At 63.6% G+C, this 19935-nt stretch carries 16 protein-coding genes; 3 read left to right on the forward strand and 13 right to left on the reverse strand.

The genetic code is table 11. The annotated features are described in order from the left end of the window. Positions 1–19: 19 nt before the first annotated feature. Entirely contained in the window at positions 20–1393 is a 1374-nt protein-coding gene (locus tag ACEUCR_RS09840) for a PepSY-associated TM helix domain-containing protein (protein WP_042001126.1), read from the reverse strand. A gap of 223 nt (positions 1394–1616) precedes the next feature. On the opposite strand from ACEUCR_RS09840, the gene ACEUCR_RS09845 reads away from it, so the two are divergent. After that, positions 1617–2000 carry a hypothetical protein gene (locus ACEUCR_RS09845; protein ID WP_408790107.1) on the forward strand — a complete coding sequence of 128 codons (384 nt, stop codon included), beginning with the start codon at positions 1617–1619 and terminating at the stop codon, positions 1998–2000. On the opposite strand, the gene ACEUCR_RS09850 is transcribed toward ACEUCR_RS09845, so the two are convergent. The 6 genes from ACEUCR_RS09850 to ACEUCR_RS09875 all read right to left on the reverse strand — a co-directional run bounded on the left by ACEUCR_RS09850 (position 1987) and on the right by ACEUCR_RS09875 (position 9656). Continuing rightward, positions 1987–2277, reverse strand: coding sequence for a YkgJ family cysteine cluster protein (locus tag ACEUCR_RS09850; RefSeq protein ID WP_408789810.1), 291 nt, complete (start codon positions 2275–2277; stop codon positions 1987–1989). The two genes, ACEUCR_RS09845 and ACEUCR_RS09850, sit on opposite strands and share 14 nt — an antisense overlap. Before the next feature lie 87 nt (positions 2278–2364). Beyond that, positions 2365–3744 (reverse strand): ATP-dependent RNA helicase DbpA, encoded by a 1380-nt coding sequence (gene dbpA / locus ACEUCR_RS09855; RefSeq protein ID WP_408747067.1) that lies wholly within the window; start codon positions 3742–3744, stop codon positions 2365–2367. Between the two features lie 189 nt (positions 3745–3933). Continuing rightward, the gene (locus ACEUCR_RS09860) at positions 3934–7404 is read right to left on the reverse strand and encodes a beta strand repeat-containing protein (protein WP_408789813.1); all 3471 of its coding nucleotides are present in this window, start codon (positions 7402–7404) and stop codon (positions 3934–3936) included. 582 nt (positions 7405–7986) lie between these two features. Next, positions 7987–8478: a metal-dependent hydrolase gene (locus ACEUCR_RS09865; RefSeq protein WP_408747069.1), complete on the reverse strand. Its 492-nt coding sequence runs from the start codon at positions 8476–8478 to the stop codon at positions 7987–7989. Between the two features lie 86 nt (positions 8479–8564). Further along, the gene (locus ACEUCR_RS09870; RefSeq protein ID WP_408789815.1) at positions 8565–9125 is read right to left on the reverse strand and encodes a cytochrome b/b6 domain-containing protein; all 561 of its coding nucleotides are present in this window, start codon (positions 9123–9125) and stop codon (positions 8565–8567) included. A gap of 78 nt (positions 9126–9203) precedes the next feature. Beyond that, entirely contained in the window at positions 9204–9656 is a 453-nt protein-coding gene (locus tag ACEUCR_RS09875) for a YaiI/YqxD family protein (protein ID WP_042001111.1), read from the reverse strand. A gap of 133 nt (positions 9657–9789) precedes the next feature. Between ACEUCR_RS09875 and zntB the strand changes: the two genes are divergently transcribed. Then, on the forward strand, positions 9790–10755 hold the full coding sequence (zntB, locus tag ACEUCR_RS09880; protein WP_042001107.1) for a zinc transporter ZntB: 966 nt from the start codon (positions 9790–9792) through the stop codon (positions 10753–10755). Between the two features lie 2 nt (positions 10756–10757). Continuing rightward, positions 10758–11276, forward strand: coding sequence for a mechanosensitive ion channel domain-containing protein (locus ACEUCR_RS09885; protein ID WP_042001105.1), 519 nt, complete (start codon positions 10758–10760; stop codon positions 11274–11276). A 60-nt stretch (positions 11277–11336) separates the two neighbouring features. On the opposite strand, the gene ACEUCR_RS09890 is transcribed toward ACEUCR_RS09885, so the two are convergent. The 6 genes from ACEUCR_RS09890 to ACEUCR_RS09915 form a co-directional block, all read right to left on the reverse strand. Continuing rightward, positions 11337–11585 (reverse strand): hypothetical protein, encoded by a 249-nt coding sequence (locus tag ACEUCR_RS09890; RefSeq protein WP_042001102.1) that lies wholly within the window; start codon positions 11583–11585, stop codon positions 11337–11339. Between the two features lie 36 nt (positions 11586–11621). After that, on the reverse strand, positions 11622–13433 hold the full coding sequence (locus ACEUCR_RS09895; RefSeq protein ID WP_408789818.1) for a cation:proton antiporter: 1812 nt from the start codon (positions 13431–13433) through the stop codon (positions 11622–11624). A gap of 128 nt (positions 13434–13561) precedes the next feature. After that, positions 13562–14083 carry an MltR family transcriptional regulator gene (locus tag ACEUCR_RS09900; protein WP_408789821.1) on the reverse strand — a complete coding sequence of 174 codons (522 nt, stop codon included), beginning with the start codon at positions 14081–14083 and terminating at the stop codon, positions 13562–13564. Between the two features lie 60 nt (positions 14084–14143). Further along, positions 14144–15286: a mannitol-1-phosphate 5-dehydrogenase gene (locus ACEUCR_RS09905; protein ID WP_408789823.1), complete on the reverse strand. Its 1143-nt coding sequence runs from the start codon at positions 15284–15286 to the stop codon at positions 14144–14146. A gap of 36 nt (positions 15287–15322) precedes the next feature. Further along, positions 15323–17251 carry a PTS mannitol transporter subunit IICBA gene (locus ACEUCR_RS09910; protein WP_042001091.1) on the reverse strand — a complete coding sequence of 643 codons (1929 nt, stop codon included), beginning with the start codon at positions 17249–17251 and terminating at the stop codon, positions 15323–15325. Positions 17252–17833: 582 nt separating this feature from the next. After that, positions 17834–19870 (reverse strand): exoribonuclease II, encoded by a 2037-nt coding sequence (locus tag ACEUCR_RS09915; protein ID WP_408789826.1) that lies wholly within the window; start codon positions 19868–19870, stop codon positions 17834–17836. Between the last annotated feature and the right edge of the window lie 65 nt (positions 19871–19935).

A 19935-nucleotide genomic window follows, 5' to 3' on the forward strand; every position in this document is an offset into this window, starting at 1 on the left:
CTTTTTGATGGATGCCGACTTACCTCAGCCGCGCCAGGGGCGCACCCAGGCGGGTGAGCAGCAGGCTGTCGAGCAGCCAGATCACCAGCATGGAGGCGCCGACCAGGGGGAAGGCGAGGCCAAGCAGGATCAGCAGCACCAGGGCGCCACGCAAGGAGGGCAGCGGACTGGGCAGGGGAGGCACCCCGAGGCGACCCGCCGGACGACGGCGCCACCAGATCCAGAGACCGCTGACCGAGCTCAGCAAGATCATCAGGCAGATGAGCAGCATGGCCAGCTGATGGGGCCAGCCGTACATCTTGCCCATGTGCAGCATGACGCCGGTCTCGACCGCCTTGGCGACCGGGCCGTAATCCTGCCAGCGCACATCGGCCAGTACCTTGCCGCTGTATTGATCCAGATGCAGGGTGGCATCGTTGCGCGGATCATCGGCAAAGACCGAGAGGGTGAACACCCCCTTGGATCCCGCTGGCGGCGTGATGCTGTAACCGGGTTGCACCTGGCGACCGGAGGCGGTTTCCACTACCTGTTGCCAGCTGATGCGGCCGGGCTCGGCCGGGCCTGCGGCATGACCCATGGCGCTGTGGTCATGGGTTGCGGATTCCGGCATGGGCAGGGTTTCCACCGCCCAGGGCACCGTCTGCTCATGGGCGTGATTCAGGGTGCGGGTCAGCGGGGTCGAGGTGGGAACCTGGTTCCACATCTGGGCCGGGAAGCGGTTCCAGACCCCGGCGAACTTGTCCCCCCAAAAGCCGGTCCAGGTCATGCCGGTCAGCAAGAGCAGTATGAGGAAGCCGGCGCCCCAGAAGCCGACCACGGCGTGCATGTCGCGCCACCAGAGGCGACCCTTCTGGTCCCGCCTTGGCCAGAGCAGCCCCTGCATGCCGGGCCCCTTGCGGGGCCACCACAGATAGAGACCCGTGCCGACCAGCACCAGGCCCCAGCCTGCGGCGAGCTCGATCAGCCGATCCCCAGTGGTGCCCAGCATGAGGTCGGCGTGCAGGGCGCGCGCCATGGCCTGGAGGTTGTATTGATTGTCCTGGCTGCCGAGCAGGGTGCCGCGGATGGGGTCGATGAAGAGAGTCAACTCCTGGCCCTGATGGCGCACCACCAGTTGATCGCTGCGATCCGGCGCCGGGGCGGGAATGTACTTCACTATCTCGCTGCCGGGCAGGGAGCCGTGGGCCTTGTTGACCAGGAAGTCGGCATCCATGCGCTGCAGGCCAGGGGTGACGGTCTGCAGTTCGGCATACATGAGGCGATCGAGCTGGGGCTGAAACAGATAGATGATCCCGGTCAGGGAGAGCAGGATCAGGAAGGGGGCAACAAACAGACCGGCATAGAAGTGCCAACGCCATATTCTCTGATAACGACTGACATCCTTATTATTCACACGACACTCCTAGGGAAGATAAGAACCTTATAGCTGGTGGAAGGTTGGGCGTGCGCATCATAGCAGCAAGGTTTTGTTAACTGCAATGTTACAAAGCTGGCAGGGCGATGACGAATGAGGGAGAGGCGCCGCACGGCTGGCATCTTGATGTCAAAGTCATCAGAATAGCGACCGAAACAAGCCGCGAGAGGGACGCAGGGTGCAGGTGCATGGTCAGTTCGAGATGGAACAGCGGGGGCGGATATTGATATGTCGGCCGAAAGGGCCCTTCAATCTGGCCGGGGCCAGATCCTATGAGGCCGATTTTCAGGCCAGAGTGCAGGGGTTGGGCAGTGCGGCCTGGGCCCTGCTCGAAGATGCCACCGAGTTCGAGGCGGCAGGACCCGAGGTGCTGGCGCATTTTCGTGGCCAGTTTGCCTGGTGTGCCGCCCATGGCTGCGCATACCTGGCCGTGGTGCTATCGGGTCACTTCAAGCGCTACCTGGCCGAGCAGGTGTTTGGCGCCTTGCCGTTCAAGGCCATCCATTACACGCAAGGAGCCGATGAGGCGCTGCGCTGGCTGGAACAGCAGCTGGGTACTGAGCCAAGCGATATCACGCCAGCGTGATAAACCACTTGTCCCGCTCGTCGACGCAATCGGGTTCGCCCATCTCGAACTCGCGGCAGATGAGGGGCCGCACCTCATAGATGCGGCACATCATGGTGTTGCGGTCCAGCGCCGCGCACCAGCCATCGTCCAGCCGGCGCATCACGGGGATCTCCCCTTCTCGATCGAGCACATAGCGATCCGGCACGCCGGTATCGGTAAAGAGCATCACTTCGAGGCGGCAGCAGCAGGCTTCGCAGTTCTGGCAGCTCACATCGCTCTGGGTTGCTTGGGTCATGTCACCTGTCTTGCCGCATGGCGGCGAATGATATGAAACAGGCGCCTGTCAGGCGCCTGTGGTCTGGCCAACGGCTTGTTAAGCACCTTAGCCCAGTTTGCGGGCGCGGTAGCTGCGCCCCTTGATCTTGCCTTCCTGCAGCCGCTTGAGGGCGGCGCTCGCCACCTGGCGCTTGACCGCCACGTAGGAGTACTGCTCGGCGATCTGGATCTTGCCCACGTCGCTGCCGGCAATGCCACCTTCGCCGGTCAGGGCCCCCAGGATGTCACCGGCCCGCACCTTGGTCTTGCGGCCCGCATCGATGGAGAGGGTCACCATCTGCGGCGCTATCGGCTTGATGTCGCGGCCCAGAGTATCGAGATCCCCCAGTGGCATGGGGGCCTGCTGGTACTCCTCGATCAGGTTGACGCGCTGGGCTTCGTTGGGCTGATACAGGCTCAGGGCCAGGCCCTGCTGGCCGGCACGACCGGTACGGCCGATGCGGTGCACATGCACTTCAGGGTCGTAGGTTAGCTCGTAGTTGATGACGGCGCCCAGCTCCTTGATGTCGAGACCCCGGGCCGCCACGTCGGTGGCGACCAGTATGGTGGCGCTGCCGTTGGCGAAGCGTACCAGTACCTGATCCCGCTCCCGCTGCTCCAGATCGCCGTTCAGCGCCAGGGCCGAGAAGCCCTTGGCGGCCAGGTGATCGGCCACGTCGTTGCAGGCGCGCTTGGTGTTGCAGAACACCACGCAGGAGCTCGGCTGATGGTGGCTCAGCAGCCAGGTGAGGGCGTCGAGGCGCTGACCGGCCGGCACTTCATACAGCTTCTGTTCGATGGCGCTGCCCTCGTGCAGGGACTCCACGCTCACCTCGACCGGGTTGCGCTGCACGCCGCGGCTCATCTGGGCTATCCCCTCCGGATAAGTGGCGGAGAACAGCAGGGTCTGGCGGCGCTCGGGCGCATGGCGGATCACCTTGTTGATGTCTTCGCCAAAGCCCATGTCCAGCATGCGATCCGCTTCGTCCAGTACCAGGGTCTCCAGGCTGGAGAGCTCCAGGGTGCCCTGCTCCAGGTGCTTGAGGATGCGACCCGGGGTGCCGACGGCGATGTGGGCACCGAAGCTCAGGGTGGCGGACTGGGGGGCGGTCGGGGTGCCGCCACACAGGGTCACCAGCTTGACGTTCGGCAGGGCGCGGGCCAGACGACGGATCTCCTGGGCCACCTGATCCGCCAGCTCGCGGGTCGGACAGAGCACCAGGGCCTGTACGTCGACACGGTTGACGTTGAGGCGGGAGAGCAGGCCGAGGGCGAAGGCGGCTGTCTTGCCGCTGCCGGTTTTTGCCTTGGCGATCAGGTCTTTGCCCTCGAGTACCAGGGGCAGGCTCTGGGCCTGGATCGGGGTCATCTGCAGGTAACCCAGGCTGGTGAGGTTTTCTTGCAGGGCGGGGGAGAGATTGAGACTGCTAAATTCGCTGTTGTTCACAAAAGGACTCTATATCGGAGAAAACGGGCTGCGTCGTGCGCAAGGGCGCGCATTGTACCAGAACCCGGTTCGGGATGCGGTGAATTTTTGAACGCTTGCGCAGAAGAGAGGGGCGGAGTACGGCTTGGGCGCCAGCGCCATGAAAAAGGGCTCCTTATCGGAGCCCTTCGAGTTGAGAGTGATGGGTCACTAGAGGCAATCGGCGAGGGCGGTCACTGTGCCGCTCACGCCATCCTTGCTGGCGCCATAGGTGACGGTATCGCTCAACAGTACGGTTCTGGTGGAGCCGAGGTTGACGCTGATGGGAGCGCCGTCCTGGGTCCAGTTCGCCACGTTGGTGAGATCCTGGCTCGAGCCGTTGTTGTAGTGACCCGTGGCCTGCAGGCTGATCAGGTTGGCGACCGGGATCCCCAGCAACTCGACCACCAGCCCCTTGGTGCAGGTCAGCGTCAGGCTATCCAGGCTGGCGGCAGACACGGTAAATGCCTGGCTGCCACTGACGCCTGAGTAGGTGCCCGTGATGGTGGCCGTGCCCGGACCGACGGCGGTGACCAGGCCTTGCTGGGTCACGGTCAATACGCTGCTGTTGCTGCTGACCCAGCTGGTGAGGTTGGTCACGTCCTGCGGGCTGCCCACGCCGCTCAGGCTGGCCTGGGCGGAGAGCTGCACGCTGGTGCCGACGATCAGTGTGCCCGAGCTGCCGCCCGCAATGGCCACCGCATTGACCACCGAGGGGGCCGCCGTGATGGGAGCCGTCGGCAGGCTGTTGACACCATTGAGGCTGGCGCTGATGGTGGCCGTGTCGCTGCTGGCCTTGGCCTCTATCCGCCCCTTGTTCGACAGGTTGCCAACGGCGATCACGCTCGGGTTGCTGCTGCTCCACTGGGCCTGACCGGTGACATCGACCGGCGTCGCCGAGTTGGAGTATTTGGCGAAGGCCCTCAGCTGACGCTGGATCCCGAAGGGCAGGTCACTGAGATCCCCCTGTACCGTCAGGCTGTCCAGGCTGGGGTTGCCGACGTTGAGGGTTACCGTGTTGCTGATCCCTCCGACTTCGGCCGTCAGGGTCACTGAGCCGGGCAGCAGACTGGTGACCAGGCCATTGACCACGGTCGCCACCAGGGGATTGCTGCTGCTCCAGTTCGCCTGACTGGTGACATCCACCACCAGACCGTTGTTATAGATGGCATTGACCCTGAGCTGGGAGAGCAGCCCGGCGACCAGGTTGACGGGGACATCCAGGATATCGAGGTGATCCAGGGTGGCCGAGGTGATATCCAGCTGTGCCAGGTTGCTGTCGATACCGTTCAGGGTGGCCTTGACCGTGCCTCCCACTGTGGGCAGCAGGGCTGTCAGCAGGCCGTCGCTACTCACCAGGGCGGCATCGACCGGGGCGACCGTCCAGGCCACCAGATCCGTGATGTCCGAAGTGGTGCCGTTGTCGAACAGGCCGATGGCCACCAGGGGTTGGGTCAGATCTTCAATCAGGCTGATGACGGGGGGGGTGAGCTGGATGCCGGTCAGTACGGTGGGCGTGACCGTGATGGTCAGCGCCTTCGACTGCCCTGCGTAGTTGGCGGTGATGCTTGCGCTCCCCGGCGCCACGGCGGTGATGAGCCCGCTGGGCGAGACGGTGGCGACCCCGGTATTGCTGCTGTTGGGGGCCGACAGGGCGGTCACGTTCTGGCTGCTGCCATCGCTGAAGGTGGCGCTGACGGTCAGCTGGGTGGTGGTGCCGACGGGCAGGGTGTCGAGCAGGGCTCCCGTACTCAGTTCCAGGCCATCGCTGACCAGGGTGGCGTTGGTGACAGTGACCAGTATGGTGGCGCTTTGCCCGCCGAGGCTCCCCGTGATGGTGGCGGTACCCGGAGCGACGGCGCTGACCAGGCCGGTATGCAAGCCGACGGTGGCAACGGCCGCATTGTTGCTGGTCCAGCTGACATTGGTGGTGACATCACGGTTGCTGCCGTCACTGTAGCTGCCTCTGGCCGCGAGTTGGCCAGTCAGGCCGGCGGCCAGGGTCAGGGGCGGGGTGGTAATGGTCAAGCCGCCCGCGTTGAGGGTAGCGCTGGTGACAGTGACCAGGATGGTTGCCGTCTGGCCATCCAGGGTGCCCGTGATGGTGGCGGTGCCGGGGGAGACGGCTGTGATCAGGCCGGTGGCATTCACGGTGGCAACGGCCGTGTTGCTGCTGGACCAGCTGACGCTGGCAGTGACATCACGGCTGCTGCCGTCACTGTAGCTGCCTCTGGCCGAGAGTTGCCCGGTCAGGCCGGCGGCCAGGGTCAGGGGCGGGGTGGTAATGGCCAGACCTCCCGTATTGAGGGTGGCGTTGGTGACGGTGACCAGCAGGGTTGCGCTCTCGGCGCCCAGGGTGCCCGTGATGATGGCGGTACCCGGGGCGACGGCGGTGACCAGACCGGTGGCACTGACAGTGGCGACGGACGGATCGTCGCTGCTCCAGCTGACATCGGCGCTGACATCCCGGCTGCTGCCGTCGCTGTAGCTGCCGTTGGCGCTGAGTTGTCCGGTCAGACCGACGGCCAGGGTCAGAGGGGGAACCGTGATGGTGAGCCCGCCTGCATTGAGGGTGGCATTGGTGACAGTGACCTGGAGGCTGGTGCTCTCGCCGTCCAGGGTGCCTGTGATGGTGGCAGTGCCGGGGGCGACGGCGCTGACCAGACCGGTCAGGCTCACGCTGGCAACGAGGGGATCACTGCTGGTCCAGCTGACGCTGGCGGTGACGTCCACCGTGCTGCCATCGCTGTAGTTGCCTGTGGCGACGAGCTGGGCCGTCAGGCCGGCGGCCAGGGTCAGGGGCGGGGTGGTAATGGTCAGGCCGCCGCTATTGAGGGTGGCATTGGTGACGGTCAGGCTGATGCTGCCCGTGACCCCCAGCAGGCTGGCCGAGAGGGTGCTGGCTCCTGGGGTCAGCGCACTGACGACCCCCAGATTGCTGATGGTGGCAACGTTGGTGGCGCTGCTGAGCCAGGCGACCTGGTTGGAAACGTCCTGAGTGGTCTGATCGCTGAGCTGGGCAATGGCGACCAGCTGGCCGTTCATGCCCTTGGCCAGGGTCAGGGACGAGGGGAGGATCTGGATCTGGCTGATGGTGGCATTGGTGACCGAGATGCCGATCTGCCCGCTCACCTCCTGCAATCTGGCGGTGACGGTGGCGACGCCGACGGCCTTGCCTGTCGCTTCGCCCTTGTTGTCGACAGTGAGCACCTCGGGTTTGTTGCTGCTCCAGCTGGCCTGGGACGAGACATCCTTGACGCTGCCATCCGAGAAGGTGGCCCTGGCGGTGAGTTGCTGCTTGAGCCCCTTGGCCAGGGTGGGAGGGGAGGTGCTGATCTGGATCCGGGTGACGATGGCATTGGTCACCTGGAACCTGGACGCATTGCTGGTCTTGCCCTGATGGCTGGCCGAGATGATCGCCTGTCCCAGATTGTGGGTCTTGGCCATCCCGGCCTCATCGACCGTCACGATGGAGGTGTCTGAACTGGCCCAGGTCACCTCTTTGGTGAGATCCGCCGTGGTGCCATCGCTGTAGGTCCCGATGGCCTGATACTGGCTGTTGATGCCGATGGGCACCTGGGGATCCACGGCCCCGCGGGCCCCGGCTCCGGTGTCATCGGCGGTGATCTGGAGGCTGCTCAATGTCTTGGCTGAGGTTGGGCTTGGGGGGCTGGCATCGTCGCCTCCCCCTCCTCCACCGCCGCCGCAGGCATACAAGGTGAGTGTGAAAAGAAATGGGAGTAAGATATTAAGCATCCTGCTCATGGTATTTCTCCTTGTCATTAACAAATCAGAACGATTCAATATGAGTGCGCATTTTTTTCGGGAAAAATATCCCGTAACCATCCTCTTTAATTAATGGTGGCTATATCGTTTATGTTTATTGAAATGACGACTCAAGCTTGCCTTGCCGAGGTGCTCACCTCTTGAAAGGGCATTCAGTCTGATGCTAGCCCTTGCTCATGATAAGGCTTTGCCGTTCTACCCCTATTTACATAAGTCCTCCCTTTATCAATATATCGTTATTGATTTTTATATTAATGCAGGTGATTTATATGTTTAGGTGAGTAGGAGATATCTGTCCAATCGCTATTGATATAATAAAAATTAGTGATTTTCTGGAAGCTTGCTACCCAGGGAATAATAAATCATGATTGGTTTTGATAGAGTCCCTTTATGGTCGGGGCAGGCTGTCGGCCAGGGTGGGAAATAGGGGGCGCCTTGTCAGTAAGCCCAGTAACCCGCGATCAGCAGGCTCAGGGTGCAAAAACCTGTCTCCATGGCGCCACCACTGCGCAGGGGCCAGCCGGGCAGGCGAAAGCGCTGCTTGATGGGCCAGAGCAGCGGTATGCCTGCGGGGGTGAGCCAGTCCCCCAGCAGGTGACTCAGGTAGCCCAGGATCAGGGCATCCTTGACCGCGACGGGCATCAGGTCGGTCATGGCATTGCTGCCCAGCCCCCAGGCGCAGAGCGCGACGGCCAGCAGGCTGTGGGTGAATCCCCTGTGGCCAAACAGGCGGGAGAGGGGCACAGAGATCCAGCGTACCTTCTGCCCCAGCACCGATTTGGGGTGATCGAGATCCGGCAACAGGGAGGTGGCCAGGGCAGCCAGCATGGTCTGGCCGAGATTGGCATCGGCCAGGGCTGGGGTGAGTGGCAACTTGTGGGCCAGCAGGGCGCAGGTGACAGAAAACAGTAGATGCCCTTGGGCGGTCATGGTGGCTACGGCATGGGGAAATGGCGGCGCATCTTACCAGTGTCACGAGCCATTGCAGCAAAAATCGGGGCCGAGGGCCGACCCTGTCATTCGCTGCGCGGATCTTCCACCTTGATCCCCGTGGGCACCCGCTTTCTCCCCCGCACCATGGCACGCAGCAGATCGCTGCGGGTGAGCCTGTCGGTCAGGAGCACCACGGCCCCGTGTATGCCGGTGGCGGCCATCAGGGTATTGGCGAGGATCTCGTGGGCCTCCTCCATCCACTCTGCTCTTTTGAAAGGCGCCAAGGTGGTGAGCCAGCCGGTCGCGACCGTGCCGGCCAGCGACAGCAGCAGCAACCAGATCATCAATGCCCCCAAGGGGTTGTGACCCAGATAGTAAGGATGGTGGCCCCGGGACAGTTGTCCCATATAGTTGCGGATCCTGTCTGGCGTCGGCCACCACTGGGCAAACCGGGCGTAGTAAGATCCCACCAACCCCCACAGCAGTCGAAACGACAGCAGGGCGGCCAGGGCATAGCCGACATACCTGTGGTTGCTGCCGCCCTCTTCGAAGACGAAGAAGTTGAGCAGGCAGAGGATCACCGTGGTCCAGTGAAACCCTCGGACGAGGGGATCCCAGACTCTCACTTCCGATGTCGTTGTCATGATTCTTCCTTGCTGATCGGGATGGAACAGCGACAAGGTTAGGGGCCGAGACTTAAGGAAGAATGAAGGGTCTGGGGGTCAGCTTAACTTGCCCTTGAGCAGCCACTTGTCCAGCGCATTGGCGAAGCGCTGCTTGTCGGCGGCGTTGAAGGGGGGCGGGCCGCCGGTCTGTACCCCGGCCGAGCGCAGCTCTTCCATGAAGTTGCGCATGCCGAGCCGGGCCTGGATGGTTTCCCGGGTGTAGATCTCGCCGCGGGGATTGAGGGCCTCGCCGCCGGCGTCTATGACCCAGGAGGCAAGGGGAATGTCCCCCGTGATCACCAGATCACCCGGTGTGACCTGCTGGGCGATGACGTGATCCGCCACGTCGAACCCCTTCGCTACCTGCTGGGTCTTGATGAAGGGGGAGGGGGGCACTCTCAGCCCCTGATTGGCCACCAGCGTGGTGACGACCCGGGCACGGTGGGCGGCACGGTAGAGGATCTCCTTGACCGGAATGGGGCAGGCGTCGGCGTCGACCCAGATGGGCATGGTGGTATCTCCAGGCTGTGATGAGGGCGCATCTTACCACGGCCAGGGCTGAGACGGTCCCGGCTTTGGTGTAAGCTGGGCGACTGCTGCCCCGGCCCCGCCGAGGCATATCATCAATCAAGGGGGAGGTGGCGTGGATCGGGTACCCAGTGAGCTTATCTATGGTCTGAGTCTGGACGGCAAGGGGGGCATGCAGCCCCTCGGGGCCGGTGCGCAGCTGCCCGGGAGTCAGCCGAGCTGGCTGCATCTGGATTACGGCAATCCCGAGGCGGCCCGCTGGCTGTTGCAGACTCCCCTGCTGGGGGAGGCGGCCCGGGAAGCCCTGCTCGGTCAGAGCAACCGCCCCAAGCTGGTACGCATGGGAGAGACGGTGCTGCTGATCCTGCGCGGCATCAATCACAACCAGGATCACAGGCCCGAAGAGATGGTGGCCCTGCGTATCTTCATCACCCCGGACCTCATCATCAGCAGTCGTCGTCGCCCCCTGCTGTCGGAAAAAGATGTCTTCGAGCAGCTGCGGCTGGGGGCCGGGCCCGACAATCCGGCGGACTGGCTGGTGGAGATCTGCGACGCCCTGACCGACAGGGCGGGGGAGTTCGTCGAGGAGCTGCACGATCAGATCCTGACCATAGAGGAGCAGGTGCTGGAGCGGGAGCTGCCGACCATGGGCCGCCTGGCACGCATTCGCAAGCAGCTGATCATGATCCGCCGCTACCTATCTCCCCAGCGGGATCTCATCGCCCGCCTCGCCAGCGAGAAGATCGGCTGGTTCGACGAGGATGACAGGCGCCGCCTGCTGGACATCGCCGACCGCCTGCGGCGCTGGCTCGACGATCTGGATGCCGGGGTGGCGCGCACCGCCGTGCTGGCGGACGAGGTCAACAACATGGTGGCCGAGGCGACCAACCGCCGCGCCTACCAGATGTCGGTGATGGCGTTGCTGTTCCTTCCTGCCAGCTTCCTGACCGGCCTGTTCGGCATCAATCTGGGGGGCATCCCGGGTGCCGAGAGCCCTGCCGCCTTCTGGGTGTTCTGTGTCAGCCTGGGTGGCCTGGCGCTGGGACTGGCCCTCTGGCTCAAACACAGACGCTGGTGGTGACCATGACCCTATGGCAATCGTTCGGACTAACCCTGCTGGTGCTGCTGGGCCATGGCATCATCAGGCGGATCATCAGGCGCAGCCTGCTGGCCCTGGGGCGCCACAAGCAGGTCAGCGAGAATCGGGTGCTTTATGTGGAGCATGTGTTCCATTTCCTGCTCGGCAGCGCCACCCTGCTGATCCTGGCGGGGGTGTGGGGCCTCGACTTCTCCCGGCTGGTGGTGCTTGCCTCCTCCTTCTTCGCCGTGCTCGGGGTCGCCATGGTGGCCCAGTGGTCGATCCTCTCCAACATCACCGCCAGCATCACCATCTTCTTCGCCTTCCCCTACCGGATCGGCGACCGGATCCGCATCCTCGACAAGGATGACTCCGTCACCGGGGTCATCACCGAGATTGGCCTCTTCTATCTGAGGGTGCGCGACGACAACGGCGATCTGGTCACCTACCCGGCCAATCTGATCCTGCAAAAACCCGTGCGCCGGCTGGAATCGCCCCCCCAGGTGCCGAGCCAGCCGGAGTAAGGCGACCAGCATGGGCCAAAAAAAGACCCCGCCTCGGCGGGGTCTTGCTTGCTGGGGGAGTCAGCGTTCGAAGAAGTGGTAGAGGTGCTCGACCTGGATCGGGCAGTCGGCCACCTTGTGGATGTGCTCGCGCGCCTCTTCCACCGTGCCGAAGCTGAGGGGCAGGCCGAAGCTGTCGGTCAGCTCGAACAGGCGGCCTCCCTCCCCGCGAAACTCGACGGTCCAGCCCGGCAGCACGGCATCATGGATGATTTCGGCCTCGTGTATGCCCTGCTGGCGATAGAGCTGGCGTAGCTCGTTGACTGTCATGCTTGCCTCCTCTGATGAAGCGGTTCAATGACAAGTCTAGTCCTTGCCAGGGCCAGTCTCGCCCCGGTTTGTACTCTCCCTGGCCGGTTGCAGTGCCACGACCAGCTCCCCGGCCCCCGGCTGTATGGGGCCGGTGACGACCCTGGGTTGCTGTCTCGCATCCAGTACGAACAGGGGGATGGCCCCCGGGTTGGCCTCCTGGTAGGCAGACCAGTCGAAGGCCTCCGAGAGGCGGGTCGCCTTGATCTGACCCCCGCGGGCCAGCAGGCCGCTCAGGCGGGCGAAGTTGACGTCCCCGCCAAACAGCAGCTGGCGGGCGCGGAAGGTGGCGCTCTCCCGGTTTGCCTTGCCGTGCTGATCGCTCGAACGCAGGGAGTAGACCCTCTCTTCACCGTACAGGTGGGCGAAGTGGAGCACCCCGAGGGCGTTGTTGTGGCGGCTCGGGGAGAGCGCCAGCACGGTACTGATGCTGGTGAGGGGCAGGTGCAGCTCGGCATGTTCCGATTGCGGATTGCCGAAATAGCAGGGCAGGTTGCTCATGCGGGCCAGCTTGCAGTTTTCCCAGGCCGGATCCGACAGATAGACGGGGACGCCCTGATCCGCCAGGGCCTTGCCGACGGCCCGGGCCACCGAGTTGGCGCCGATCAGCAGCCAGGTGTTGGGGGTGGGCTGGCGCATGCGCAGCAAGCCTGCCAACGGAGCCGAGGTGAGACTCTGCAGCACCACGGTGGAGATGATGACGGCGAACACCAGGGGTACCAGCTTGCCCGCATCCGGGATCCCGGCTTCCCCCAGGCTGATGGCGAAGGAGGCGCTGACCGCCGCCGCCACTATGCCTCGCGGCGCTATCCAGGCGAGCAGGGCGCGGGCCTGCCAGCCCAGATCCGAGCCCCAGGTCGAGACCAGAATGCAGAGCGGGCGTGCCACGAACTGCACCACGCACAGCAACAGCAACACCATGGGGCCGAGCTGCCACAGCTGGGCCAGATCCAGGCGGGCCGCCAGCAGGATGAAGAGGGAAGAGATGAGGATGACGGCAAGGTCCTCCTTGAAGGCCAGCACCTCCTCCAGATCCAGCCCATCCTGGTTGGCGAGCCAGATGCCGAACACTGTGACCGCCAGCAGGCCGGACTCGTGGCTGAGCCAGTTGGAGAGGCTGAAGGTGACCAGCACCAGGGCCAGCACCCCGAACTTGTGCAGGCTGACCGGCAGCCAGTCCTTGCGAATGAGCAAGGTGGTGATCCAGCCGGCCGCCACCCCGATCAGGGTGCCTATCCCCACCGTCTTGGCCAGGGCCAGCAGGGTGTGGCTGATCAGGTTGCCCTGGCTGCCGAGGCGCACCGCCTCGAACACCAGTACCGCGAACAGGGCGCCGATGGGGTCGATGACGATCCCCTCCCAGCGCAGTATCTTGTCCACCTCCCGGGTCGGGCGGATCACGTTGAGCATGGGGGCCACCACGGTCGGCCCAGTCACCACCAGCACGGCGCCGAGCACCATGGCGACCCGCCAGTCCAGCCCCAGCAGCCAGTAGCTGGCGGCGGCGATGACGGCGAAGCTGGTCAGCATGCCGATGGAGCAGAGATTGCGCACCACCTTGCCGATCCCCTTGAGCTCGGTCAGGTGCAGGGTCAGGGCTCCCTCGAACAGTATGATGGCCACCGACAGCGAGACCAGGGGAAACAGCAGGTCGCCGAGCAGCAGATCCGGATTGAGCACGCCGGTCACCGGGCCCAGGGTCAGGCCGGTGAGCAGCAGGAACAGGATGGCGGGAACCCGCAAGGCCCAGGCCAGCCATTGGGCCAGCAGAGAGATCAGTGCGATCCCCGCCAGAGAGAGTGCGGTCATGAGTACCTCGTCAAGGGAGTGGAAAGGGCATGCCAGGATGAATATATGTCAGCCTGACACTCTAACTCGAATGAGACAAGGGTCTGAGGTGTGGAGGGTCTGATGCGGCAGTATCCGGCGCAATCGGGTCAGATGGGGCTCTCCTTGTGAAGCTCGCCGACGCAGTGGGCGACGGCAAGCATCAGGGAGGATCGCACCATCTGATCCTGGCGGGCGAGTTGCATCTGATAGAAGGCCCAATCCTCTTCCGTGGCGGGGGGCGCCAGCTCCTGGAGGCCGGTCCGGTTGATGCCGTGCAGCCGCTCGAGCAGGTCCCGCACCGGTTTGTCGCTGAAGCGATAATCCTTGGGATCGCGCACCAGGGCATCCCGGGCCTTCAGATAGGCTTCTATGTCCTGATAGAGCTCGAGAGAGACCAGGCCGAGGGCGAAGATGAGCTTGAGGCGCACCTCTATCTGGCCGAGGGGGCCGCTCTGGTTGAGCAGGGGTTCGATGGCGTATTTGACGGCGTACTCCTCCTGGCGGAAGGCGCGTCGCATCAGGGAGTCTACCGCCTCTTCCAGGAGGGTGACGACCTCGAGGAAGAAGCCGCGCGGGCCATCCTGCTCGTTGAGTCGCTCCAGTACTTCATCTTCCTGGTGTGTGGTCATAAATCGATAGGGTCCAGCTAGTCGTGTGCAGGGAGGGCAAGGCCCTCCCTGTGAGTCCGGTTAGAGTGCCTGGTAGCGGGCGGCGATGGCGGCGACCAGAGGGTGGGCCGGGTCCAGTCCCGATACCCGGGCCAGGGTCGCGGCCACGCCGTCGGTCTCGATGGCCACCTGCAGCTCCCGGGCCTGGGGATCCTGGTCATCCTGGTAGCGCAGGGCGGCGGCGATGCCCTCCTGCAACCCCTCGTTTGGCAGCCCGTATTCCAGGGTGCCGAGCAGGGGTTTGATCAGACGATCCTGAGGACCCAGCTTGCGCAGGGGCTGGCGGCCGACCCTGTCCACCTCGTCCACCAGATAGGGGTTGGCGAAACGGGCCAGGATCTTCTCGATGTAGGCGGCGTGCAGGCGCGGATCGAAGCCGTAGCGTTTCACCAGCACGGCCCCGCTCTCCTCCATGGCACGGCGTACCTTGCTGCGGATCACCGGATCCTCGATCGCCTCGCGGATGGTGCGATAGCCCATCAGCTTGCCGAGGTAGGCGGTGATGCTGTGCCCCGTGTTGAGGGTAAACAGCTTGCGCTCGACGAAGGCCATCAGGTTGTCGGTGGGCTCCATGCCCGCCACCCGGGGCAGCTCCCCCTTGAACTGGGTCTGGTCGACGATCCACTCGCTGAAGCTCTCCACCGTCACCTCCAGGGGATCGTCGTTGGCCGCGGCGGGGGGCACGATGCGATCCACCGCCGAGTCGACGAAGCCGACGCAGGATTCGAGGGTGGCATGATACGCGACCGGCAGGTACTTGAGTACCTCCTCCTTGAGGTGGCTGGTGCCACGCACCATGTTCTCGCAGGCGATGACGTTGAGGGGGGCCAGGTTGCCGGCATCGAAGCGGGCCTGCAGCCCCTTGGCCAGGGTGCTGGCAATCTTGTCCAGTATGTTGGGGCCCACCGCCGTGGTCACCAGATCGGCGGTGATGAGACGGGCGATCACCTCGTGCCCGGCGGAGCTGACGGCGGCCACGTTGCGCACCACGTCCAGCTTCTGATCCGCCCCCACCACGTGGACCTTGTACTCCTGGCGGTGGTTGAGCTGGTCGATCAGGGTCTCGTTCACGTCGGCGAAGGTGACCTGATGCTCGGCGTCAGCCAGCAGTTTACCGATGAAGCCACGGCCTATGTTGCCGGCGCCAAAATGCAATGTTTTCATGATATCAACCTCTTTAACCAATGATGAGCCGAGTGTTCAGGCGGCCTGTTCGCCGCCCAGCAGGTCCAGGAACGCCTGGGGATCCAGGGTGCTGGCCAGCCGGTCGATGATCCCGGGTTCATCCAGGGCATTGGTCAGGCGGGTTATCACCTGCATGTGTTCGTCGTTGCGGGCGGCGATGCCGATCACCAGGCGCGCCACTTCGTCGGCGGCCTCGCCAAAGGCCACCCCGGCCGGGTACTGGCAGATGACGATGCCGGTGCGGATCACCTTCTCCTTGGCGGCTATGGTGCCGTGGGGCACGGCGATGGACTCGCCGAGGTAGGTGGAAACCAGCTGCTCCCGCTCCAGCATGGCGTTGACGTAATCGGGCTCCACGTAGCCACGTTCCGCCAGCAGCCGGCCCGCGGTACGGATGGCGGCCTCCTTGCTGTCGGCCTTGAGGCCGAGCTGAATGTCATGATGGCTCAGGGTGAACACTTCCGGTTCCTGCTGCTCGTAGCTGTCATCGTTGGCGGCGACCAGCAGCTGGGGGTGGGCCACGTCGTCGTTGGCGGCCCGGGTCTGGCTCAGTTCCTGCACCAGTGCCTGATAGAGGCCGTTGTCGAGGAAGTTGGTGAGGGAGATATGGTGGGCGTGCGGCGCGTGGCGACGAGCCCGTTCGGTCAGATCCTGGTGGGTGATGACCCAGTCCACCTGGTCGTCGAGCTGGTCGATGGCGCGGTTGGTGACGCGGATGTCGAGCCCTGCGGCCTCTACCCGCTTGCGCAGCATGCCGGCACCCATGGCGCTGGAGCCCATGCCGGCGTCGCAGGCAACCACTATGTTGCGTACCGTCTTGAGCTCGGCGCCCGGTTTCTTGGCGGCCGAGGTCTCGGGTTTGGCACCCTTCATGGCCTTCATCTTGCGAGTGGCTTCACCCAGGGCATCGGCCTCGTCGGCTTCCGGTTGCTGGGCACGGACGAACACGGCGGCGACCAGGAAGGAGACGGTGGCGGAGGCGACGATGGAGAGCAGCACCCCGATCAGGGAGGCTTTGGGCGTCATCAGCAGCACGGCGAAGATGGAACCCGGCGAGGCGGGGGAGACCAGACCTGCGTTGAACAGGGTCAGGGTGAAGACCCCTGTCATGCCGCCGGCGATCACCGCCAGGATGAGGCGCGGATTCATCAGCACGTAGGGGAAGTAGATCTCGTGGATGCCACCGAAGAAGTGGATGATGGAGGCTCCGGCGGCGGACTGCTTGGCGGCGCCGCGGCCGAACACCATGTAGGCCAGCAGCACACCCAGGCCCGGACCCGGGTTCGCTTCGATCAGGAAGAAGATGGACTTGCCATGCTCGGTCGCCTGCTGGATCCCGAGCGGCGAGAAGATGCCGTGGTTGATGGCGTTGTTGAGGAAGAGGATCTTGGCCGGTTCGACGAAGATGGAGGTCAGCGGCAGCATGTGGTTGTCCACCAGGAAGCCGACTCCGGCCGCCAGCACGCCGGAGAGTACCTTGACGAAGGGACCGATGACGAAGAAGGCGAGGATGGCCAGCAACATGCCGATGATGCCGGCGGAGAAGTTGTTGACCAGCATCTCGAAGCCGCTCTTGACCCGGCCTTCCATCGCCTTGTCGAAGCGCTTGATGGCCCAGCCCCCCAGGGGACCTACCATCATGGCGCCCATGAACATGGGGATGTCGGTCCCGACGATCACGCCCATGGTGGTGATGGCACCGACCACGGCGCCCCGTTCACCCCCCATCAGCTTGCCGCCGGTATAGCCAATCAACAGGGGCAGCAGGTAGGTGATCATGGGGCCGACCAGCTTGGCCAGGGTTTCATTGGGCAGCCAGCCGGTGGGAATGAAGAGGGCGGTGATGAAGCCCCAGGCGATGAATGCCCCTATGTTGGGCATGACCATATTGGACAGGAAGCGTCCAAAATTCTGTATCTTGACTTTGGTATCCGGTGATAACATGACGGCACCCCGTTTTGAGCCTGTTTGATTGAAAGTGGTAGTCGGGATAACGGGTTTTGCCGAACCCTCATCCCTGTCGTCTAAGCAACTTCAATCTACCAGTTCGCCATCAAGTTGGGCTGAAAACGGGGTGTCTTGTGATGCACCTCTCAAATACCCGGGCCACCCCCCTCCCTTCACAGTGACGCGGATCACATTCATTCGCTGTATTTCGGCTACATTTCGCGCTTTCTCACCGTCGCCATCAAATTTTCGTGATCAATGTCACTCTTTCTGGTTTGCGCAAATACCGTGTCAATGTGATTGCTGTCACATGTTTATTATTTGTATCCAAATGAGGCATGATTTCAGGGGCGTTATCACGGGTCACCAACGATGAAAAAGTCAGGTTTCATGATTAATCGCCAATGAATCAGTAAAGATTGACTGATTTTGTAACCTACTTTCAGGTTGTCATCCCCAGAGTCCTGCCAGCTCTACGGACCCATGCTCCCGCTAGCAGGCTCGACTGACTCGCTCTTTCCTCGATCAAAAAAGCCCGCAAGATTGCGGGCTTTTGGCATAGGAAGGGGAGGGGCCGGCTTAGTCCGCCTTGGGGGCTGTTTCGGCCGCCGCCTCTGTGCTCCCGGTCTCTGCGTTCTCGACAGCAGGCGCCTCAGGCACAGGGCCCGGCACCAGGGCGACGGCGGGCCTGGCGATGAGGGAGCGGGTCTCTTCCACCGCTTCGCTCAGTTTCACCTCTATGACCTGGCCAAGCTCATAGACCACTTCTGTCTTGTCCAGGTAGACGCGGCCGTTGTCCCAGTTGCACTCCAGCCTGTCCTTGTTGTCCAGAATGTGGCGGGCGGGCATGAAGACCACGGCGCCGTTCTCCTGCAGGCGTAGTTTGAGGCCGGCGCGCATCACGTCGATGATCTCGGCGTTGAACACCTGATCGCTACCGGCGGCAGACTGGAGGAAACGGACATAGAGCCAGTCGCCGATGTCGCGCTCGACCCTGCGGTGCAGGCGACGGCACTCCGTCAGGTGCTCGGTCAGCTCCAGGCTCGGACGCTCACCCGGGGTCTTGCCAGCGATGACGGCCTTGAGCAGGCGATGGTTGACCATGTCGCCGTACTTGCGGATGGGAGAGGTCCAGGTGGCGTAGGCATCCAGCCCCAGGCCGTAGTGGGCACCCGGCTCGGCAGACATCAGAGCATAGCTCTGGAAGCGGCGGATCTTGCCGTCCAGCCAGCGGGTATCCAGGCTGTCGATCCAGCGGCGCAGGGCGCAGAAGCCGGAGAGGCTGGCGATCTCTTCTTTCTCGAACGGCGCTTCTGCGGTCTTCAGCAGATCGATGGCGCCATCCAGAGACTCTTCATCGAAGCCGGTGTGGACGTTGAAGATGCCGTAGCCTACCTGCTTGCCCAGCACGCGGCCGGCGCAGATGTTGGCGGCGATCATCGACTCTTCCACCATGCGGTTGGCGATGCGGCGCGGCTCCACGTGGATCGCTAGCACCTCGCCGTTCTCCCCCAGCTCGAAGTCGTAGTCGGGGCGGTCGGGGAATACCAGGGCGTGCTCGGTGCGCCACGCGATGCGCGCCTCCGTCATCGCCTTCATCAGGGGCAGCTGGGCCAGCACGCCGGCGTCGATATCCAGCGCCTTGCCGTGCTCGGCCCAGTCGGAGACGTCGTCATAGCTGAGACGGGCATGGGAATTGATGCGGGCGGCGAAGAACTCGGTCTCCTCCAGCAGCAGGCCATCCTCATTGATCCGCAATCGGGCGCACAGGGTGTTGCGCTCCTCCCCCTCTTTCAGGGAGCAGAGCTCGTCGGAGAGGGTGCGCGGTATCATGGGCACGTTGCGCCCCGGCATGTAGACGGTGAAGGCGCGTTTGGCGGCTTCCTGGTCCAGCTCGCTGCCCTCGGCCACATAGGCGGTCGGGTCGGCGATGGCCACCAGCAGCTCCCAGCCGTTGTCCAGCTTGCGGATGGCCAGGGCGTCATCCATGTCCTTGGTCTTGGCGCCGTCAATGGTGAAGAAGGGGGTGCTGGTCAGGTCGGTGCGGGGCAGCTCCTCCTCTTCAATTACCTTCCACTCCGCCAGGTCCGCCGGTTCAATCTGGGCCAGGTTGTGGCGCGCCAGCACCACCCACCAGGGCACGTTGTGATCGTCCTTGTCGGCGATGAGCTCGATGATCTCGGCGGAGAAGTTGCCGTCAGCCAGGGCGTGACGTTTGAGGGTGGCGACCACCCAGTCCCCTTCCTTGAAGGATTTCTCGTCCAGACCCTTCTTGGCGCGGGCCTTGATGGCGTCCTTGATCAGGGGGTGATCCGGCACCACGTTGAGGCGGTCGCGGAACATCTTGACGCGGCCTACGAAGCGGGTCACCGCCTGCTCCAGCAGGGCGTCCGGCTCGGCCACTTCCTTCTCTTTCTCGGTACGGATCAGGGCACTCACCCGGTCACCGTGCATCACCTTCTTCATGTAGGGGGGGGGCACGAAGTAGCTGGTCTTCTCATCCACCTCCAGGAAGCCGAAGCCCCGATCGGAGGCGCGGATCACCCCCTCTTTCTTGGGGATGTTTTCGCGGATCTGCTGTTTGAGCTGGGCCAGCAAGGGATTGTCTTGGAACATAAGTGAGGAACCTGAGTGGAGACCTGATGAAGAATCGCCCAGCACTATACGTTTTTACCCCTCCA

It is taken from the genome of Aeromonas bivalvium, assembly GCF_046078285.1.
Taxonomy (GTDB): Bacteria; Pseudomonadota; Gammaproteobacteria; order Enterobacterales; family Aeromonadaceae; genus Aeromonas; species Aeromonas bivalvium.

Coding starts and splice junctions, on each gene's coding strand:
- ACEUCR_RS09870 (WP_408789815.1), bottom strand. CDS start 9,125: ATGACAACGACATCGGAAGTGAGAGTCTGGGATCCCCTCGTCCGAGGG.
- ACEUCR_RS09850 (WP_408789810.1), bottom strand. CDS start 2,277: ATGACCCAAGCAACCCAGAGCGATGTGAGCTGCCAGAACTGCGAAGCC.
- ACEUCR_RS09910 (WP_042001091.1), bottom strand. CDS start 17,251: ATGTTATCACCGGATACCAAAGTCAAGATACAGAATTTTGGACGCTTC.
- ACEUCR_RS09865 (WP_408747069.1), bottom strand. CDS start 8,478: ATGACCGCCCAAGGGCATCTACTGTTTTCTGTCACCTGCGCCCTGCTG.
- ACEUCR_RS09890 (WP_042001102.1), bottom strand. CDS start 11,585: ATGACAGTCAACGAGCTACGCCAGCTCTATCGCCAGCAGGGCATACAC.
- ACEUCR_RS09900 (WP_408789821.1), bottom strand. CDS start 14,083: ATGACCACACACCAGGAAGATGAAGTACTGGAGCGACTCAACGAGCAG.
- ACEUCR_RS09905 (WP_408789823.1), bottom strand. CDS start 15,286: ATGAAAACATTGCATTTTGGCGCCGGCAACATAGGCCGTGGCTTCATC.
- ACEUCR_RS09845 (WP_408790107.1), top strand. CDS start 1,617: ATGGAACAGCGGGGGCGGATATTGATATGTCGGCCGAAAGGGCCCTTC.
- ACEUCR_RS09915 (WP_408789826.1), bottom strand. CDS start 19,870: ATGTTCCAAGACAATCCCTTGCTGGCCCAGCTCAAACAGCAGATCCGC.
- ACEUCR_RS09885 (WP_042001105.1), top strand. CDS start 10,758: ATGACCCTATGGCAATCGTTCGGACTAACCCTGCTGGTGCTGCTGGGC.
- ACEUCR_RS09875 (WP_042001111.1), bottom strand. CDS start 9,656: ATGCCCATCTGGGTCGACGCCGACGCCTGCCCCATTCCGGTCAAGGAG.
- ACEUCR_RS09895 (WP_408789818.1), bottom strand. CDS start 13,433: ATGACCGCACTCTCTCTGGCGGGGATCGCACTGATCTCTCTGCTGGCC.